At 57.7% G+C, this 16,944-nt stretch carries 16 protein-coding genes; 11 read left to right on the top strand and 5 right to left on the bottom strand.

Translation table 11 applies throughout. The annotated features are described in order from the left end of the window. Positions 1-94 precede the first annotated feature (94 nt). The 4 genes from rfbA to ACVWXD_RS03290 are packed head-to-tail and all read right to left on the bottom strand — an operon-like array spanning position 95 to position 3,924. Positions 95-979 carry a glucose-1-phosphate thymidylyltransferase RfbA gene (gene rfbA, locus ACVWXD_RS03305; protein WP_099602964.1) on the bottom strand — a complete coding sequence of 295 codons (885 nt, stop codon included), beginning with the start codon at positions 977-979 and terminating at the stop codon, positions 95-97. 2 nt (positions 980-981) lie between these two features. Beyond that, positions 982-1,878: a dTDP-4-dehydrorhamnose reductase gene (gene rfbD, locus ACVWXD_RS03300; protein ID WP_099602963.1), complete on the bottom strand. Its 897-nt coding sequence runs from the start codon at positions 1,876-1,878 to the stop codon at positions 982-984. Next, entirely contained in the window at positions 1,875-2,945 is a 1,071-nt protein-coding gene (rfbB, locus tag ACVWXD_RS03295; protein ID WP_099602962.1) for a dTDP-glucose 4,6-dehydratase, read from the bottom strand. Before rfbB ends, rfbD begins: the two co-directional genes overlap by 4 nt. Positions 2,946-2,949: 4 nt before the next feature. Next, on the bottom strand, positions 2,950-3,924 hold the full coding sequence (locus ACVWXD_RS03290) for a glycosyltransferase family 2 protein (protein ID WP_457370669.1): 975 nt from the start codon (positions 3,922-3,924) through the stop codon (positions 2,950-2,952). A 1,537-nt stretch (positions 3,925-5,461) separates the two neighbouring features. On the opposite strand from ACVWXD_RS03290, the gene ACVWXD_RS03285 reads away from it, so the two are divergent. Next, positions 5,462-5,680: a hypothetical protein gene (locus tag ACVWXD_RS03285; RefSeq protein ID WP_457370668.1), complete on the top strand. Its 219-nt coding sequence runs from the start codon at positions 5,462-5,464 to the stop codon at positions 5,678-5,680. A 143-nt stretch (positions 5,681-5,823) separates the two neighbouring features. Further along, entirely contained in the window at positions 5,824-7,389 is a 1,566-nt protein-coding gene (locus tag ACVWXD_RS03280; RefSeq protein WP_032887688.1) for a methyl-accepting chemotaxis protein, read from the top strand. Between the two features lie 254 nt (positions 7,390-7,643). Here the strand turns inward: ACVWXD_RS03280 and ACVWXD_RS03275 are convergent, their stop codons facing one another. Then, on the bottom strand, positions 7,644-8,336 hold the full coding sequence (locus ACVWXD_RS03275) for an alpha/beta family hydrolase (protein WP_457370667.1): 693 nt from the start codon (positions 8,334-8,336) through the stop codon (positions 7,644-7,646). Between the two features lie 79 nt (positions 8,337-8,415). Between ACVWXD_RS03275 and ccoN (ACVWXD_RS03270) the strand changes: the two genes are divergently transcribed. From ccoN (ACVWXD_RS03270) to ccoG, 9 genes are all read left to right on the top strand, one after another. Then, positions 8,416-9,840, top strand: a complete 1,425-nt coding sequence (ccoN, locus tag ACVWXD_RS03270) for a cytochrome-c oxidase, cbb3-type subunit I (protein ID WP_032887684.1) — start codon at positions 8,416-8,418, stop codon at positions 9,838-9,840. A 10-nt stretch (positions 9,841-9,850) separates the two neighbouring features. Further along, a complete protein-coding gene (gene ccoO / locus ACVWXD_RS03265) occupies positions 9,851-10,459 on the top strand; it encodes a cytochrome-c oxidase, cbb3-type subunit II (RefSeq protein ID WP_032887682.1) in 609 nt (202 codons plus the stop codon). A gap of 3 nt (positions 10,460-10,462) precedes the next feature. Then, entirely contained in the window at positions 10,463-10,663 is a 201-nt protein-coding gene (locus ACVWXD_RS03260; protein WP_032887681.1) for a cbb3-type cytochrome oxidase subunit 3, read from the top strand. Further along, on the top strand, positions 10,660-11,607 hold the full coding sequence (gene ccoP / locus ACVWXD_RS03255) for a cytochrome-c oxidase, cbb3-type subunit III (protein ID WP_032887679.1): 948 nt from the start codon (positions 10,660-10,662) through the stop codon (positions 11,605-11,607). The genes ACVWXD_RS03260 and ccoP (ACVWXD_RS03255) overlap by 4 nt, the downstream gene beginning before the upstream one ends. A gap of 350 nt (positions 11,608-11,957) precedes the next feature. Continuing rightward, entirely contained in the window at positions 11,958-13,400 is a 1,443-nt protein-coding gene (gene ccoN / locus ACVWXD_RS03250; RefSeq protein WP_032887677.1) for a cytochrome-c oxidase, cbb3-type subunit I, read from the top strand. Continuing rightward, positions 13,400-14,008, top strand: coding sequence for a cytochrome-c oxidase, cbb3-type subunit II (gene ccoO / locus ACVWXD_RS03245; RefSeq protein WP_003193167.1), 609 nt, complete (start codon positions 13,400-13,402; stop codon positions 14,006-14,008). Before ccoN (ACVWXD_RS03250) ends, ccoO (ACVWXD_RS03245) begins: the two co-directional genes overlap by 1 nt. 6 nt (positions 14,009-14,014) lie before the next feature. Next, entirely contained in the window at positions 14,015-14,200 is a 186-nt protein-coding gene (locus tag ACVWXD_RS03240) for a CcoQ/FixQ family Cbb3-type cytochrome c oxidase assembly chaperone (protein WP_003175465.1), read from the top strand. Next, complete coding sequence (ccoP, locus tag ACVWXD_RS03235; protein ID WP_095185370.1) at positions 14,197-15,174, top strand: cytochrome-c oxidase, cbb3-type subunit III; 978 nt, start codon at positions 14,197-14,199, stop codon at positions 15,172-15,174. Before ACVWXD_RS03240 ends, ccoP (ACVWXD_RS03235) begins: the two co-directional genes overlap by 4 nt. Before the next feature lie 351 nt (positions 15,175-15,525). Next, positions 15,526-16,941 carry a cytochrome c oxidase accessory protein CcoG gene (gene ccoG, locus ACVWXD_RS03230; RefSeq protein WP_032887674.1) on the top strand — a complete coding sequence of 472 codons (1,416 nt, stop codon included), beginning with the start codon at positions 15,526-15,528 and terminating at the stop codon, positions 16,939-16,941. Positions 16,942-16,944 lie beyond the last annotated feature (3 nt).

Here is a 16,944-nt window from a genome sequence, read left to right as displayed (position 1 = left end):
TCTCCAAAATGTATCCAGGCCGACAGGGCGACGCTGCAGGTCAAAAAAAGATCTTAGGGCAAGCGCCTTGGAAGGCAGATTGCAGCAACGTGCTTCAAAAGATCTTCTCATGCAGTAAACGTTTGAGATATTGGCCATAACCGTTCTTGGAAAGCGGTGCAGCCAGCTTCTCCAACTGCTGCGCATCGATCCACTTTTGCCTGAATGCAATTTCTTCCGGACAAGCAACTTTGAGCCCTTGGCGACGCTCCAGCGTGGCAATGAAGTGACTCGCCTCAAGGAGAGAATCGTGAGTACCGGTATCCAGCCAGGCATACCCTCGGCCCATGATTTCTACAGACAGCTTGCCTCGTTCCATATAGATACGATTGAGGTCGGTAATCTCCAGCTCACCTCTAGGTGAGGGTTGAATGCTTTTAGCAATATCAACCACTTCCTGGTCATAGAAATACAGACCTGTTACGGCATAGCTTGATTTTGGCTGGAGCGGCTTCTCTTCCAGGCTCATCGCCCTGCCTTGGCTATCGAACTCTACGACCCCGTACCGCTCAGGATCGTTAACGTGGTATGCGAAGACACTGGCGCCCTCTTCCCGAGCCATTGCGTTTCTCAACAGCTCATTAAAGTGGTGACCGTGGTAGATGTTGTCACCCAGCACCAACGCCGACAGGTCGTTACCGATGAAGTCTTCACCAATAATGAATGCCTGAGCCAGGCCATCCGGGGAGGCCTGCACCGCGTAGGAAATATTCAGTCCCCAATTACTGCCATCACCCAACAATTGCTCAAAACGCGGCGTGTCCTGGGGGGTGGAGATGATCAGGATGTCGCGAATACCGGCCAACATCAGTGTTGTCAGCGGGTAATAGATCATCGGTTTATCGTAAACAGGCAACAATTGCTTGGAAATGGCCAAGGTCGCCGGGTGCAGGCGCGTGCCCGAGCCGCCAGCCAGAATGATTCCTTTACGTTTGAGCATGTTCATTTCTCTAGTGTTTCAATAAGCATCCGTGCCACACCGTCTTGCCAATCCGGCAAGAACAATGAGAAGGCGTTCTGCAGTTTTTGGGTATTAAGTCGCGAATTGCCGGGGCGTTTAGCCGGCGTTGGATAGGCCGCTGTCGCGATGGCGCCGACTGAAGCTGGGCCAACCTGAAGCTCTACCCCTGCCGCTTGCGCTTGCTCAAGTACGAATCGCGCATAGCGATACCAGGTGGTCTCACCGGCTGACGCGAGGTGGTAGAGCCCGCCCAGGTGTGACTGCTGCCTTACCGCGCGAATGGCGTGCGCAGTGACATCCGCGAGTAAATCGGCGCCAGTCGGCGTGCCGAACTGATCGTTAATGACGTTCAGGCTGTCGCGTTCCTGCGCAAGGCGCAACATGGTCTTGGCGAAGTTGTTGCCCCGTGCGGCATACACCCAACTGGTGCGAAATATCAGGTGCGAACAACCCGACGACTGAATCGCCTGCTCACCGGCAAGCTTGGTCGCGCCATAGACACTAAGAGGGCCGACCGGATCGCTTTCCTGCCAAGGCGTTTCGCCATCGCCTGCGAAGACATAGTCAGTTGAATAGTGCACCAATAAGGCATTGAGCTTCAGGGCCTCTGCGGCCAATACAGCCGGTGCCTCTGCGTTAACGCGCCGCGCCACGCCAGGCTCGCTTTCTGCCTTGTCCACGGCGGTATATGCAGCAGCGTTGACGATGACATCTGGAGCAAACCGCTGCACGGTCGCAGCAAGCCCCTCTAGGTCGCTAAGGTCACCGCAGTAGTCGAGGCTTTTGGAATCCAACGCGAGCACTTGGCCCAGCGGGGCCAAACTGCGTTGTAACTCCCATCCTACTTGGCCATTCTTGCCAAGCAGAAGGATCTTCATACAGAGCGTCCGGAATAGTTTTTTTCCACCCACTCGCGGTAAGAGCCGGATTGGATATTACTGACCCACTCCTGATTATCCAGGTACCACTCCACGGTCTTGCGAATTCCAGTCTCGAAGGTTTCTGCCGGTTTCCAGCCTAACTCGCTCTCAAGCTTACGCGCGTCAATGGCATAGCGACGATCATGCCCTGGGCGGTCTGTTACGTATGCAATCTGTTCGTTGTAAGGCTTGCCGTCCTGGCGAGGACGCAGCCCATCAAGCAAGGCGCAGATGGTATGAACGATGTCCAGGTTGGGCTTTTCGTTCCATCCCCCTACGTTATAGACCTCACCCACCGTACCGGCCTCCAGTACACGGCGGATGGCACTGCAATGGTCCTTGACGTACAGCCAGTCGCGAATCTGCTGGCCGTCGCCGTACACCGGCAGTGCCTTGCCCGCCAGCGCATTGACGATCATCAACGGAATCAGTTTTTCCGGGAAGTGATAGGGGCCATAGTTGTTCGAGCAATTGGTGGTCAGGACCGGCAAACCATACGTGTGGTGGTAGGCACGCACAAGGTGGTCGCTAGCGGCCTTGCTAGCTGAATAGGGGCTGTTGGGCTCGTACTGGTGAGTTTCGGTGAAGGCGGGATCGTCCTTGGACAAGGAGCCATAGACCTCGTCTGTCGAAACATGCAGGAAACGAAAAGCCTGCTGAGCATCTGTCGGCAAGCCTTTCCAATAGGCGCGCACCGTTTCCAGTAAGCGGAATGTGCCGACAACATTGGTCTCGATAAAGTCTTCCGGGCCGTGAATGGACCGATCCACGTGCGACTCGGCAGCGAAGTTCAGAATGGCGCGTGGCGAATGCTTAACGAGCAAGCTTTCGACTAATTGTGTATCGCCGATATCGCCATGTACGAACACGTGACGCTTATCACCCTCAAGAGAGCTGAGGTTCTCCAGATTGCCCGCATACGTCAGTTTGTCCAAGTTAATGACAGGCTCGTCCGCTTGCGCCAACCAGTCCAATACAAAATTCGCACCGATAAAGCCTGCGCCGCCAGTTACCAAGATAGTCATTTATTCAGATCTTTTTCAGTAGTGTTGCGAGGATTAGGCCGAGGTTGCCGAGCAGGGTCTGTCGATACAAGCCGGCTAGCCGCATTCCCAATAATCTTCGAAATAATGTTTGGTTTCTTGCATGTTTGAAGCGGGCAAGCGTCGCGCGGTGCTCATCACAAAGACGATGCTGCATGGATTCGAGCGCATGAATATTCTGCTCATTCCACTCGTAAAACCGTCCTTGAAAAACCATGCGCAAACGCACCCGCCGAGCAGACCAGCCTGAATTGCTGCCTATCAAGTTTTCACTGTGCTGGCGATAACGCACTTTGGGTTCAGGGTCATAGTTGACGACCCCTCCCGCACCCGAGACCAACTGATACGCCCACCAATCGTGAGCAGGAACGCTGATATCGGCACCCGCTTCCCGGATAAGATCACGGGCTGCCTGGTTAAAGACCATGGTGTTGCCACCAGCGATACTTTGAACCAGTGCATTGGCAAAACCTGACGGCAAACGGAACAGGGGCGATACCCCTAACGGCACCCCTGATTCACTGATCAGTTGGGTACGGCCGCAATAGAGAGCAGGAATATGCTGAGGAATGGTTTGCAGCCAAGCGAGCGCCACCTCGATTTTGTCTTGATCCCAGATATCGTCCTGATCAGACCACGCAAAAAAATCAGCGTCGATGTCATCTCGAGTAGTCAGCGATAAAAAGTTGGCCGCAAAGCCTCTCTTGGGTCCACGTACCACTCTAAGGCGCTCATCCCCCCAGTTATTTCGGTAGCCATCCAATAGCGCCAGGGTTCCGTCTTGGGAATCGTCGTCTGATACAACCAGGATCCAATTACCATGAGTTTGGCGCTCAAAGGAATCAAGCTGCTCGGCCAGAAAGGATTCGCCGTTGTACGTGCACATCAATACGGCGACTTTTGCATGGCAAAAATCGTGCACATCAAGAAGAGAGGCACTACTGGAAGCAAAAATAGACACGAAACTCCCTTCGTGGCGAACATTTCTGTAGGAAATGCGGACATGTGTCGTAGGAAATGATGAAGTATACAGTTATCTTCTGTAGGCACAATCCAACTCTTGATCAATGGCCACCCTCCTCCGTTTGAAGCTCCGCGCACTCCAAGTACCGACACAGCCATGCATCACTGAGTCAGCGACTGGGCAACCGGACAAACAGTCGAGGATTAATATTAAAGTGCCACATCCCTCCCCCTCCCGACTCGCTTAAACAGCCGCAACCGTCGCTGCACTTTTTACTGAGCCACGTGAAATTCAAAAACGAGACCGCCTATTCATTGATGGGTATTTTTGGGGCATGGGGCCAGAAGAATGCTTCAAATTGAAGCGGTTACAGGGAGCAACAACGCCGCTTATACCCCACAGATCGCCCCACAACCTCTTCCGCGCAGCAACGCGGCATTTCAGAAGGCGATGATCGCGCCTAGGCCAACAAGGCAAATCGGCCGCATCACCAAAACGCGTCGCAAAGACGATCAAACGGGCACAATAGTCGCTGCTATACATTCCAAAAATCTGAAAAATACGAAATAGCTAATTCTTCCCCCTAAACTCCAAGAGTGTATTTAGCAGTGATCCACGGGTCATGTTTTAACTAGCCAGCCATACATCTAAAAGCTCAAAAAGTTCAAAAATATATTCAGCTATTTCAATAAACTCTTTGATAGCTATCGAGCGACTCCCCTTGTCGAAATAGTGCCAAGACAATCAGCTCCTCCAGACTAATTACACCTATCAACAAGTGGCTAAACCGATTTACTGATTCCGCCCGATTTCACCTGAGTCCAAGCCACCCTGAAGGCGGTTTTGTATTTACCTGCCCTTGCAAAATGCCTTACCTGTCCGAACGGTCAGTACTCGCCCGCTTGCCCGTTGGGCTGAATCGTCCACAGCCCTTTCGTGCCTGAAGCAACGCATAAACCCCGATTGCTACCCGTTAAATGCCTGACGCTGCGCTGAAGGCAGTTGCCACGTAATAAACACACGCCACTTCATCTGGATATCCGAGATGTCTTTGTCGATATCCCTCGGCAAACGCCTCGTGCGACTGTTCTCCCGTTTGGAAAGCCCCCCAGCACGCGATGCAGGCCAACCAGGTATCACCTGGCTTTTTGGATTACTTCTCAGCTCGATATCTTGGCAAAACCTTTTCAACGCACATCCACGGTGTCGACGATATGTTTCTTGAAACGCCCTTCGATCCAAGTACGCCCAACCCATCCTCACCCCACTGAAGATTGTCTGAGCAGGCAATATCGGCAGGAGCCAAGGCTTGGAAAAAACTTTTCCTCCACTGGCTGAATAGCTGGCATACAGCGCGTTTTTATGTGATCGGCGACGGCATTACGATGAAGAAGTTGAGCGAAGCACTCATCAAAAGGCCGTCACGAATGTCGAACTCATTCCCCCGATATCTCGTGACAAATTGATTCACTATTATCAGCACGCAAATGCGCCGTTCTTGCACCTGAATAGCTTCAATGGCTCTTGAAAAATCGTGCCCTCCAAACTGCTCGAATACGCAGCCACCGGCAAACCAATCCTGGCGGGCCTGGGCGGTTATTCAAAAAGGTTCACCATTTACATCATCCCCAATGCTTCTGTATTTGCCCTCGCAAACCCGGATGCCGTGGTTGCCGCACTCGCCAAGCTGACCCTGGGCGCTACTGACCGTGCTGCATTTATCCAGGAGTACTACGGCAGCGACGTTCAATAGCCTATGGCGATCGACATTCTCAATACCGGAAAACTCAAATAGAACAGTGAGGTGGCGTCCGACCGAGGGATTGTTGCAAAAATAAGTTAAATAAACCCCCGTTCCGGTCGATACCCCCTGAAAGCCTTGCGGATTGAACAACCATGCGTAATAACCAACCCGTTACCCAGCGCGAACGTACCTTCCCCGCTCAGCAACGGTTGATCTCAACCACAGATGCCAAAGGCGTGATCACCTACTGCAACGATGCTTTCGTCGAGATCAGTGGGTTTAGTCGCGAAGAACTGGTACGCGCCCCGCACAACCTGGTTCGTCACCCGGATGTGCCGGCGGCGGTGTTCGGGCATATGTGGGCCACGCTCAAACAAGGCTTGCCATGGATGGGCATCGTTAAGAACCGCTGCAAGACGGGCGATCACTACTGGGTTAACGCCTATGTGACGCCGGTCTTTGAAGGCAATCAGGTAGTCGGCTACGAATCGGTGCGCATCAAGCCCACCGCCGAGCAGATCCGCCGGGCCGAAGCGCTCTACCAACGTATCAACCAGGGCAAGTCGGCCGTTCCCCAGCGGGACAAGTGGCTGCCGGTGTTGCAGGACTGGCTGCCGTTTATCCTGATCAGCCAGTTGAGCTTCATGATTGGCGTGTCGCTCAACTCCCACTGGGGCTTTGCCCTGGCGGCGGGTTTGTCGGTGCCGTTGGGCCTGCTGGGCCTGAGCTGGCAACAGCGCGGTCTCAAGCGCCTGCTGCGTTTGGCCGAGCAGACCACCTCCGACCCGTTGATCGCGCAGATGTACACCGACAGCCGTGGCGCTCAGGCGCGCCTGGAGATGTCGATCCTCAGCCAGGAAGCGCGTCTAAAGACATGCCTTACGCGCTTGCAGGACACTGCTGAGCATCTCAACGAGCAAGCGGCGCAGTCCAACACCCTGGCCCACAACAGCTCCAGCGGCCTGGAACGCCAGCGCGTGGAAACCGAACAGGTGGCCACGGCGGTCAACCAGATGGCGGCGACCACCCAGGAAGTCGCCAGCCATGTGCAGCGCACGGCTGACGCCACCCAGGAAGCCAATCGCTTAACCGGTCGCGGCCGCGATATCGCCGGGGAAACCCGCGAGGCCATTCAGCGTCTGTCGGTTGCCGTAGGTGAGACGGGCGTGACCGTCACTCAACTGGCCAAGGACAGCGATGAGATCGGCGGCGTTGTTGACGTGATCAAGGGCATTGCCGACCAGACCAACCTGTTGGCATTGAACGCCGCTATCGAAGCCGCTCGTGCCGGCGAGATGGGCCGTGGCTTTGCCGTGGTAGCCGACGAAGTACGGCAGCTGGCGCAGCGTACGGCCGAGTCGACCGGGCAGATCCATGCTCTGATCGCCAAGCTGCAACACACCGCCGCCGCCGCCGTGCAAACCATGGACGCCGGGCATCGCCAGGCCGAAGAAGGCGTGGCGCGGGTGATGGAGGCGGATCAGGCGTTGGTGGGCATCAGTGAGGCGGTGGCGCATATCACTGACATGACCACGCAAATTGCAGCGGCGACTGAAGAGCAAAGCTCGGTAGCCGAAGAGATCAGCCGTAACATCAGCACCATTGCGCTGTTGGCAGATCAGACCTCGGAGCAGGCGATGAACTCGGCGCAGTTGAGTGAGGAATTGACGCATACCGCCAACACCCAGTACTCGCTGGTGGAGCGTTTTAACCGCTAGACCGCTATCGGGGGCAGGGTTATCTACACAACGCCTAAAGGCAGACACATAACTCTGTGGTGAGCGGGCTTGCCCGCGCTGGGCTGCGAAGCAGCCCTAATCCAGACACCGCATTTTTTCAGCAACACCCGACTGGCAGGTTTTGGGGCTGCTGCGCAGCCCCGCGCGGGGCAAGCCCGCTCCCCACAAGAGCCTTGTTTTCTCAGGGTATGTTTGCATCAAAGATATATAGATACCTACGTCCCGATACGGCCCTAACAGGCGCCGAGAAACCTGGCGATCTGCACCGCCGCAGCCTCCAAATGCTGCTCATGACTAAACCCCGAAGCCTTCAACGGCTTCAAATCATGATCCCCCGCCACCAGCCACATCACCTCGATGCTCGGTGACAACACATACCCCTCCACCGTCGCCCGATTGCCCAGCGCATCGCGCTCGCCCTGCACAATCAACGTCGGCGTCTTTAGCTCGACCAAATGCTCGACCCTCGGTTTTTCCGGCTTGCCCACCGCGTAGAACGGATAGCCCAGGCACACCAACGCGTCCGCAGCCAATTCATCGGCCAACAGACTCGCCATGCGCCCGCCCATGGACTTGCCACCAATGGCCAGTTTCCCAGCGACATGACGTCGCACCTCGGCATGCACTTCGCGCCAGGCTTCCAACAGTTTCGGCGCCGGGTTGGGTGGGCGTTTGCCACCGTCCAATCGACGCTGGGCCATGTAGGGAAACTCGAAGCGCAACACGTTGACGCCATGCCCGGCAAGGCGTGCAGCCATGTCGTTCATGAAGGATGAGTCCATCGGTGCGCCGGCGCCGTGGGCCAGGATCAGCGTCACCGGTGTACGCGCGATAGACCCTTTCGCGACATCCCACAACCAGCCGTGTTCCCGCACACACTGCGCCCATTGATCCCCGTCAATACTGGCCTTGTGCTCTTTGCCCATGCTTGCCTCGCTATTTAGTCTGCCTATAACTCCAGCCCAAGTGCCGCATTTGCTTGGGTTGAACCGTGGATGGGGAACCATGAACACTACTTTAAGTACCGCCTATAACTACAAGGTGGTCCGCCAATTCGCCATTATGACGGTGGTGTGGGGCATCGTCGGCATGGGGCTCGGGGTTTTTCTCGCCGCCCAATTGGTTTGGCCCGCACTCAACTTCGATTTGCCCTGGACCAGCTTCGGCCGCTTGCGCCCGCTGCACACCAACGCGGTGATCTTCGCTTTCGGCGGCTGCGCACTGTTTGCCAGCTCGTTCTACTCGGTGCAGCGCACCTGCCAAACGCAGCTGTTCGCGCCGAAAATCGCCGCGTTTTGCTTCTGGGGTTGGCAGTTGGTCATCCTGCTGGCTGCGATCACCTTGCCGCTGGGCTACACCAGTTCCAAGGAATACGCCGAGCTGGAATGGCCGATCGACATACTGATCACCATTGTCTGGGTGGCCTACGCCATCGTGTTCTTCGGCACGGTGATGAAGCGCAACACCAAGCACATCTACGTCGGTAACTGGTTCTTCGGTGCGTTCATCATCACCGTGGCGATCCTGCATATCGTCAACAACCTGGAAATCCCGGTCAGCCTGACCAAGTCCTACAGCCTCTACGGCGGTGCGACGGATGCCATGGTGCAGTGGTGGTATGGGCACAACGCGGTAGGCTTTTTCCTCACCGCAGGCTTCCTGGGGATGATGTACTACTTCGTGCCCAAGCAGGCCGAACGTCCGGTGTATTCCTATCGCTTGTCCATCGTGCACTTCTGGGCGCTGATCACCCTGTACATCTGGGCCGGTCCGCACCACTTGCACTACACCGCACTGCCGGACTGGGCGCAGTCCCTGGGCATGGTGATGTCTCTGGTACTGCTGGCTCCGAGCTGGGGCGGCATGATCAACGGGATGATGACCCTCTCGGGCGCCTGGCATAAGTTACGCAGCGACCCGATCCTGCGCTTTTTGGTGGTGTCCCTGGCGTTCTACGGCATGTCGACCTTCGAAGGCCCGATGATGGCGATCAAGACCGTCAACGCCCTCTCCCACTACACCGACTGGACCATCGGCCACGTACACGCCGGCGCCCTCGGTTGGGTGGCGATGATCTCCATCGGCGCGCTGTACCACATGATCCCGAAAGTCTTCGGTCGCGAGCAGATGTACAGCCTCGGCCTGATCAACGCGCACTTCTGGCTGGCCACCATCGGCACCGTGCTCTACATCGCCTCGATGTGGGTCAACGGCATCGCCCAGGGCCTGATGTGGCGTGCGATCAACGAAGACGGCACCTTGACCTACTCCTTCGTCGAAACCCTGGTGGCCAGCCATCCAGGCTTCATCGTGCGGCTGGTGGGCGGTGCGGTGTTCCTCAGCGGCATGTTCCTGATGGCTTACAACACGTGGCGCACCGTGCGTTCGCCGCAGCCTGTCGAAGCCGCCACCACTGCGCAGCTGGCCTGAGGAGTCTGTGATGAAACACGAAACTATTGAAAAGAACGTCGGCCTGTTGATGCTGCTCATGGTGCTCGCCGTGAGCATCGGCGGCCTGACCCAGATCGTCCCGCTGTTCTTCCAGGACGTGACCAACAAGCCGGTGGAAGGCATGAAGCCCTACACCGCGCTGCAACTGGAAGGCCGCGACATCTACATCCGCGAAGGCTGCGTGCAGTGCCACTCGCAGATGATCCGTCCGTTCCGCGCCGAAACCGAACGCTACGGCCACTACTCGGTGGCGGGCGAAAGCGTGTGGGATCACCCGTTCCTGTGGGGTTCCAAGCGCACCGGCCCGGATCTGGCCCGCGTTGGCGCCCGCTACTCGGACGACTGGCACCGCGCGCACTTGTACAACCCGCGCAACGTAGTGCCCGAGTCGAAGATGCCGGCCTACCCGTGGCTGGTCACGGCCCAGGTCGACAGCAGCCACACCGAGAACAAGTTGAAAGTAATGCGCACCCTCGGCGTGCCATACACCGACGACGACATCAGTGGCGCCGTGGCCAGCCTCAAGGGCAAGACCGAGATGGACGCGCTGGTTTCGTACCTGCAAGTACTCGGCACTGCCATCAAGAGCAAGAGGTGAGCCATGGGATTTGAATTCGATGCGGGCACCATCCGCGGCCTTGGCACGCTGGTCGTTGCCATCGCCTTTATCGGCCTGTCGCTGTGGGTGTTCAACAACCGGCGCAATGAGGAATTCGAGCAGGCGCGCCTGCTGCCCTTCGCCGATGAACCTTCTCCATCCGACGCTCAAGAAGAGCCTGCAACAAGGAGCAATCGGCCATGACCCTATTCTGGAGTACATGGATCTGCGTACTGACCCTCGGCAGCCTGATCGGGCTGACCTGGCTATTGATCGCCACCCGCAAGGGCGAGACCAAGGGCAGTGTCGACCAGACCATGGGCCACGCCTTCGACGGTATCGAGGAATACGACAACCCGCTGCCCCAGTGGTGGTTCATGCTGTTCGCCGGCACCCTGGTGTTTGCGGTCGGCTACTTGGTGCTCTACCCGGGCCTGGGGAACTGGAAAGGTGTGCTGCCGGGCTATGAAGACGGTTGGACCTCGGCCAAGGAGTGGGACAAGGAGATGGCCAAGGCCGACACCAAGTTCGGGCCGATCTTCGCCAAATTCTCGGCCATGCCCGTTGAAGAAGTCGCTAAAGACCCGCAAGCGCTGAAGATGGGCGGTCGCCTGTTCGCGTCCAACTGCGCGGTGTGTCACGGCTCGGACGCCAAGGGCGCGTTCGGCTTCCCTAACCTGGCAGACAACATCTGGCGCTGGGGCGGCTCGGCTGAGGCCATCAAGACCACCATCCTGAACGGTCGCCACGCGGCGATGCCGGCCTGGGGTACGGTGCTGGGTGACGACGGTGTGAAAAACGTCGCTGCCTATGTACGTCACGATTTGGCCAAGTTGCCACTGCCGGCCGATAGCACTGCCGACCTGGATGCGGGCAAAGCGGCGTTCAACACCACCTGCGTGGCGTGCCATGGGCCGGAAGGCCACGGTATGGAAGTCATGGGGGCGCCGAACCTGACGCTGCCAGGCGGCTATATTTACGGCACCAGCCTGGCGCAATTGCAGCAGACCATTCGCCACGGCCGTCAGGGCCAGATGCCGGCGCAGGAACTGTTGCAGGGCAACGACAAAGTGCACCTGCTCGCAGCTTACGTGTACAGCCTGTCTCACAACGCTGATGGTGCAATGCCAGAAAGCGCAGCTCAGTAACACCTGACTGCCGCCCCAATTTGGGGCGGCAGCTCTACCGCGCTACGCGACCAAGTGTCACACCCCTCCAAAGCACAACTTTCCCCTACTGCCATTCGGGTCTACGCTTGCTTGCACAGCGGACCGATCTTGGCGTACGCGACGACAGTCGTTGCGACCCCCAAAATTTCCTGTCCACTCGATCAGCTTTCGATTTCTGATTTTGTCCTTACGCCAAACATGGAAAGGGCGCAGAATCTGGCGTGGAACGCATTGATCCAGGTCAGCCATTGCGTTGCAATGGCCCCTCGCTTTCTACATACTTGCGGCCGATTTTACCTATAAAAAAACCTAAACCGTGGAACCTTAGAATGAGCACAGCAATCAGTCCGACTGCTTATAACTATAAGGTAGTCCGCCAGTTCGCCATCATGACGGTGGTCTGGGGGATCCTTGGCATGGGGCTCGGGGTGTTCATCGCCTCGCAACTGGTTTGGCCGGAATTGAATTTCGACTTGCCATGGACGACCTTCGGTCGCCTACGCCCGCTGCACACCAACCTGGTGATTTTCGCCTTCGGCGGATGTGCATTGTTTGCCACCTCCTACTATGTCGTGCAGCGAACCTGCCAGACGCGACTGATCTCCGATGGCCTCGCCGCCTTTACCTTCTGGGGTTGGCAGGCGGTCATCGTCGGCGCCATCGTCAGCCTGCCACTGGGCTACACCACCACCAAGGAATACGCCGAGCTGGAATGGCCGATCGCCATTTTGCTGGCGATTGTGTGGGTGACCTACGGTGCGGTGTTCTTCGGCACCATCGTCAAGCGCAAAACCAAGCACATCTACGTGGGCAACTGGTTCTACGGTGCGTTCATCGTGGTCACGGCGATGCTGCACATCGTCAATCACGCATCGCTGCCGGTCAGCCTGTTCAAGTCCTACTCGGCGTATGCCGGCGCGACGGACGCGATGATCCAGTGGTGGTACGGGCATAACGCCGTAGGCTTTTTCCTCACCACCGGTTTTCTGGGGATGATGTACTACTTCGTGCCGAAACAGGCCGAACGTCCTATTTACTCGTACCGTTTGTCCATCGTGCACTTCTGGGCATTGATCACCCTCTACATCTGGGCCGGCCCGCACCACTTGCACTACACCGCACTGCCGGACTGGGCACAGTCCCTGGGCATGGCGATGTCGATCATCCTGTTGGCTCCGAGCTGGGGCGGCATGATCAACGGCATGATGACCCTCTCGGGTGCCTGGCATAAATTGCGCACCGACCCGATCCTGCGCTTCCTTGTGGTATCCCTGGCGTTCTACGGTATGTCGACCTTCGAAGGGCCGATGATGGCAATCAAGACCGTCAACTCGCTCTCCCACTACACCGACTGGACCATCGGCCACGTTCACGCCGGTGCCCTCGGTTGGGTGGCGATGATCTCCATCGGTGCGCTGTACCACATGATCCCCAAACTGTTCGGCCGTGCGCAGATGCACAGCGTCGGGCTGATCAACACGCACTTCTGGCTGGCCACCATCGGTACCGTGCTCTACATCGCTTCGATGTGGGTCAACGGCATCACCCAAGGCCTGATGTGGCGTGCGATCAACGATGACGGCACCCTCACCTACTCGTTCGTCGAAGCGCTGCAAGCCAGCCATCCGGGCTACATCGTCCGCGCCCTGGGCGGTGCGTTCTTCGCTGCTGGCATGCTGTTCATGGCCTACAACGTCTGGCGCACCGTGCGTGCCTCGGACCCGGCAGAAGCCGAAGCCGCCGCCAAGATCGCCGTTGTGGGAGCCCACTGATGAAGCATGAAGTAGTCGAGAAGAATATCGGCCTGCTGGCCTTCTTCATGGTCATCGCCGTGAGTATCGGCGGCCTGACCCAGATCGTTCCGCTGTTTTTCCAGGACGTGACCAACAAGCCGGTGGAAGGCATGAAGCCGCGCACCGCCCTTGAACTGGAAGGCCGCGACGTCTATATCGCCAACGGTTGCGTGGGCTGCCACTCGCAGATGATCCGCCCGTTCCGCGCCGAAACCGAACGCTACGGCCACTACTCGGTCGCAGGCGAAAGCGTATGGGACCACCCGTTCTTGTGGGGTTCCAAGCGCACCGGCCCTGACCTGGCCCGTGTTGGCGGGCGTTACTCCGATGACTGGCAACGTGCGCACTTGTACAACCCGCGCAACGTGGTGCCTGAATCGAAAATGCCGGCGTACCCGTTCCTCGTGGAAAACAAGCTCGACGGCAAGGACACCGCGAAGAAGATGGAAGTCTTGCGCACCCTGGGCGTGCCCTACACCGACGAAGACATCGCCGGTGCAGCCGCAGCCGTAAAGGGCAAGACCGAAATGGACGCATTGGTGGCCTACCTGCAAGGCCTGGGCACCATCATCAAAAGCAAACGGTGACTCTTCATGGATATCGGGATGATTCGTGGCCTGGGCACCGTTGTGGTGATGGTGGCCTTTATCGGCCTGGCGTTGTGGGTGTTCAGCCCCAAGCGCAAGTCGGAGTTTGAAGACGCGACCTTGCTGCCCTTTGCGGATGATCCCGAAGCCATCAAGCACGTCGAGCAAGCTTCTAGGAGTAACAAAGAATGACTACGTTCTGGAGTCTGTACGTCACAGTCCTCAGTCTGGGTACCATTTTCGCCCTGACCTGGCTGTTGCTGTCGACCCGCAAGGGCCAGCGCGCCGAGCAAACCGACGAGACCGTCGGCCACTCGTTCGATGGCATCGAGGAGTACGACAACCCATTGCCCAAGTGGTGGTTCATGCTGTTCGTCGGCACCATCATTTTTGCCCTTGGCTACCTGGTGCTGTACCCAGGCCTGGGAAATTGGAAAGGCCTGCTGCCGGGCTACAACTACCTCGACAACGACAAACAAACCCCCTTCGCCAACGGCCAGACCGGCTGGACCGGTGTGCACGAATGGGAAAAGGAAATGGCCCGGTCGGACGCCAAGTTCGGTCCGATCTTCGCCAAATTCGCCTCCATGCCCATTGAGGAAGTCGCCAAAGACCCACAAGCCCTGAAGATGGGTGGCCGCTTGTTCGCGTCCAACTGCTCGGTGTGCCACGGGTCCGACGCCAAGGGTGCCTACGGCTTCCCCAACCTGACTGACGCCGACTGGCGCTGGGGTGGGGAGCCGGCGACGATCAAGGAAACCATCATGAAAGGCCGTCATGCCGTGATGCCGGGCTGGCTGCCGGTGCTGCAAGAAGAGGGTGTCAGCGACGTGGCGGCCTACGTGGTCACTCAACTCGACGGCCGCAAACTGCCCGAAGGCGTCAAGGCCGACGTAGCCAACGGCGAAAAACTCTTCGCCGCCAACTGCGTGGCCTGCCACGGCCCAGCCGGTAAAGGCACCCCAGCAATGGGCGCGCCCGACCTGACCCACCCCGGCGCCTTCATCTACGGTTCGAGCTTCGCCCAACTGCAGCAGACCATCCGTTTCGGCCGCCAGGGCCAGATGCCGGCGCAGGAACAATTGCAAGGCAATGACAAGGTGCACTTGCTCGCGGCGTATGTTTACAGCTTGTCCCATGGGGATAAGAAGGCCGAGGAGCAGTAAGGCTACCCCCTTACCCAGAAACACCAAAAAACCCTTGTGAGAGGGGGCTTGCTCCCGATGACGGTGGATCAGTATTAGTGACTCTGACTGACACGCCGCTATCGGGAGCAAGCCCCCTCACACATTGGATCTTCGGCTTTTTGAAGGTTGAGCCCGCAAAAACCGTCCATACTTCACAAGTCAATTGATCCAGATCACGTACACCATCAATTGATTTTCCCCAACGCGACCAAAGGTCGCACCCCTTGCGCAGCATCGGGGGCGTATCATTACGCCACTGCAAGACCCCTAATTTGACCCCGGTTGGCACGTACTGGCCGAGGCAAATCTCCACCGCCGTGGGATGCAATGATGAGCGACCAAATACCGGTACATGACGTTACCCCGCCTGCCAAACACTCGACCGCCACCGTCGACCTCTATGCCCCGCGCGAGAAAATCTACACCCGCGCCTTTACCGGCCTGTTCCGCAATTTACGAATGCTCGGCGGCGCTGCTTTGTTCCTGCTCTACTTCGGCACGGTGTGGCTGAACTGGGGTGGCCACCAGGCCGTGTGGTGGAACCTGCCGGAGCGTAAGTTCTTCATTTTCGGTGCGACCTTCTGGCCCCAAGACTTCATCCTGCTCTCGGGTATTCTGATCGTCGCGGCGTTTGGCCTGTTCTTCATCACGGTGTACGCCGGCCGCGTGTGGTGCGGTTATACCTGCCCGCAAAGCGTGTGGACGTGGATCTTCATGTGGTGCGAAAAAGTCACCGAAGGCGACCGCAACCAACGCATCAAGCTGGATAAAGCGCCGATGGGCGCCAACAAATTCCTGCGCAAATTCAGCAAGCACAGCCTGTGGCTGCTGATCGGTTTTGCCACCGGGATTACCTTCGTCGGCTACTTCTCGCCGATCCGCGAACTGGTGTTCGATTTCTTCACCGGCCAGGCCGATGGCTGGTCGTATTTCTGGGTCGGTTTCTTCACCCTCGCCACCTACGGCAACGCCGGCTGGCTGCGCGAACAGGTGTGCATCTACATGTGCCCGTACGCGCGTTTCCAGAGCGTGATGTTCGACAAAGACACACTCATCGTCTCTTACGACCCACGTCGTGGAGAGCTGCGTGGCCCGCGTAAAAAAGGGATCGACTACAAGGCCCAAGGCCTGGGCGACTGCATCGATTGCACGATGTGCGTGCAGGTGTGCCCCACCGGCATCGACATCCGCGACGGTCTGCAAATCGAGTGCATCGGCTGCGCCGCGTGCATCGACGCCTGCGACAACATCATGGACAAGATGGAGTACCCGCGCGGCCTGATCAGCTACACCACCGAGCACAACCTGTCCGGGCAGAAAACCCACAAGCTGCGCCCACGCCTGATCGGGTACGCCCTGGTGTTGCTGGCGATGATCAGCCTGTTGGCCGGGGCGTTCTTCATGCGGTCGCTGGTGGGCTTCGACGTGAGCAAAGACCGCGTGCTCTACCGCGAAAACGCCGAAGGCCGTATCGAAAACGTCTACAGCCTGAAGATCATGAACAAGGACCAGCGCGACCACACCTACGTGCTCGACGCATCAGGCCTGCCAGACCTCAAGCTGCAGGGCCGGCGCGAGATCAAGGTGGCTGCCGGCGATATCGTCAGCATGCCAGTGGAACTGTCGAGTGCGCCGGAACAACTGCCGTCGAGCACCAACGAGGTGAAATTCACCCTCACCGATGCCGATGACGCCAGCGTCAACATTGAAGCCAAGAGCCGATTCATCGGCCCACAAGTTCGATAAAGA

Source organism: Pseudomonas sp. TE3911 (genome assembly GCF_054062775.1).
The sequence above is the reverse complement of the archived record's forward strand: the minus strand, read 5'-3'. Positions and strand labels throughout refer to the sequence as shown.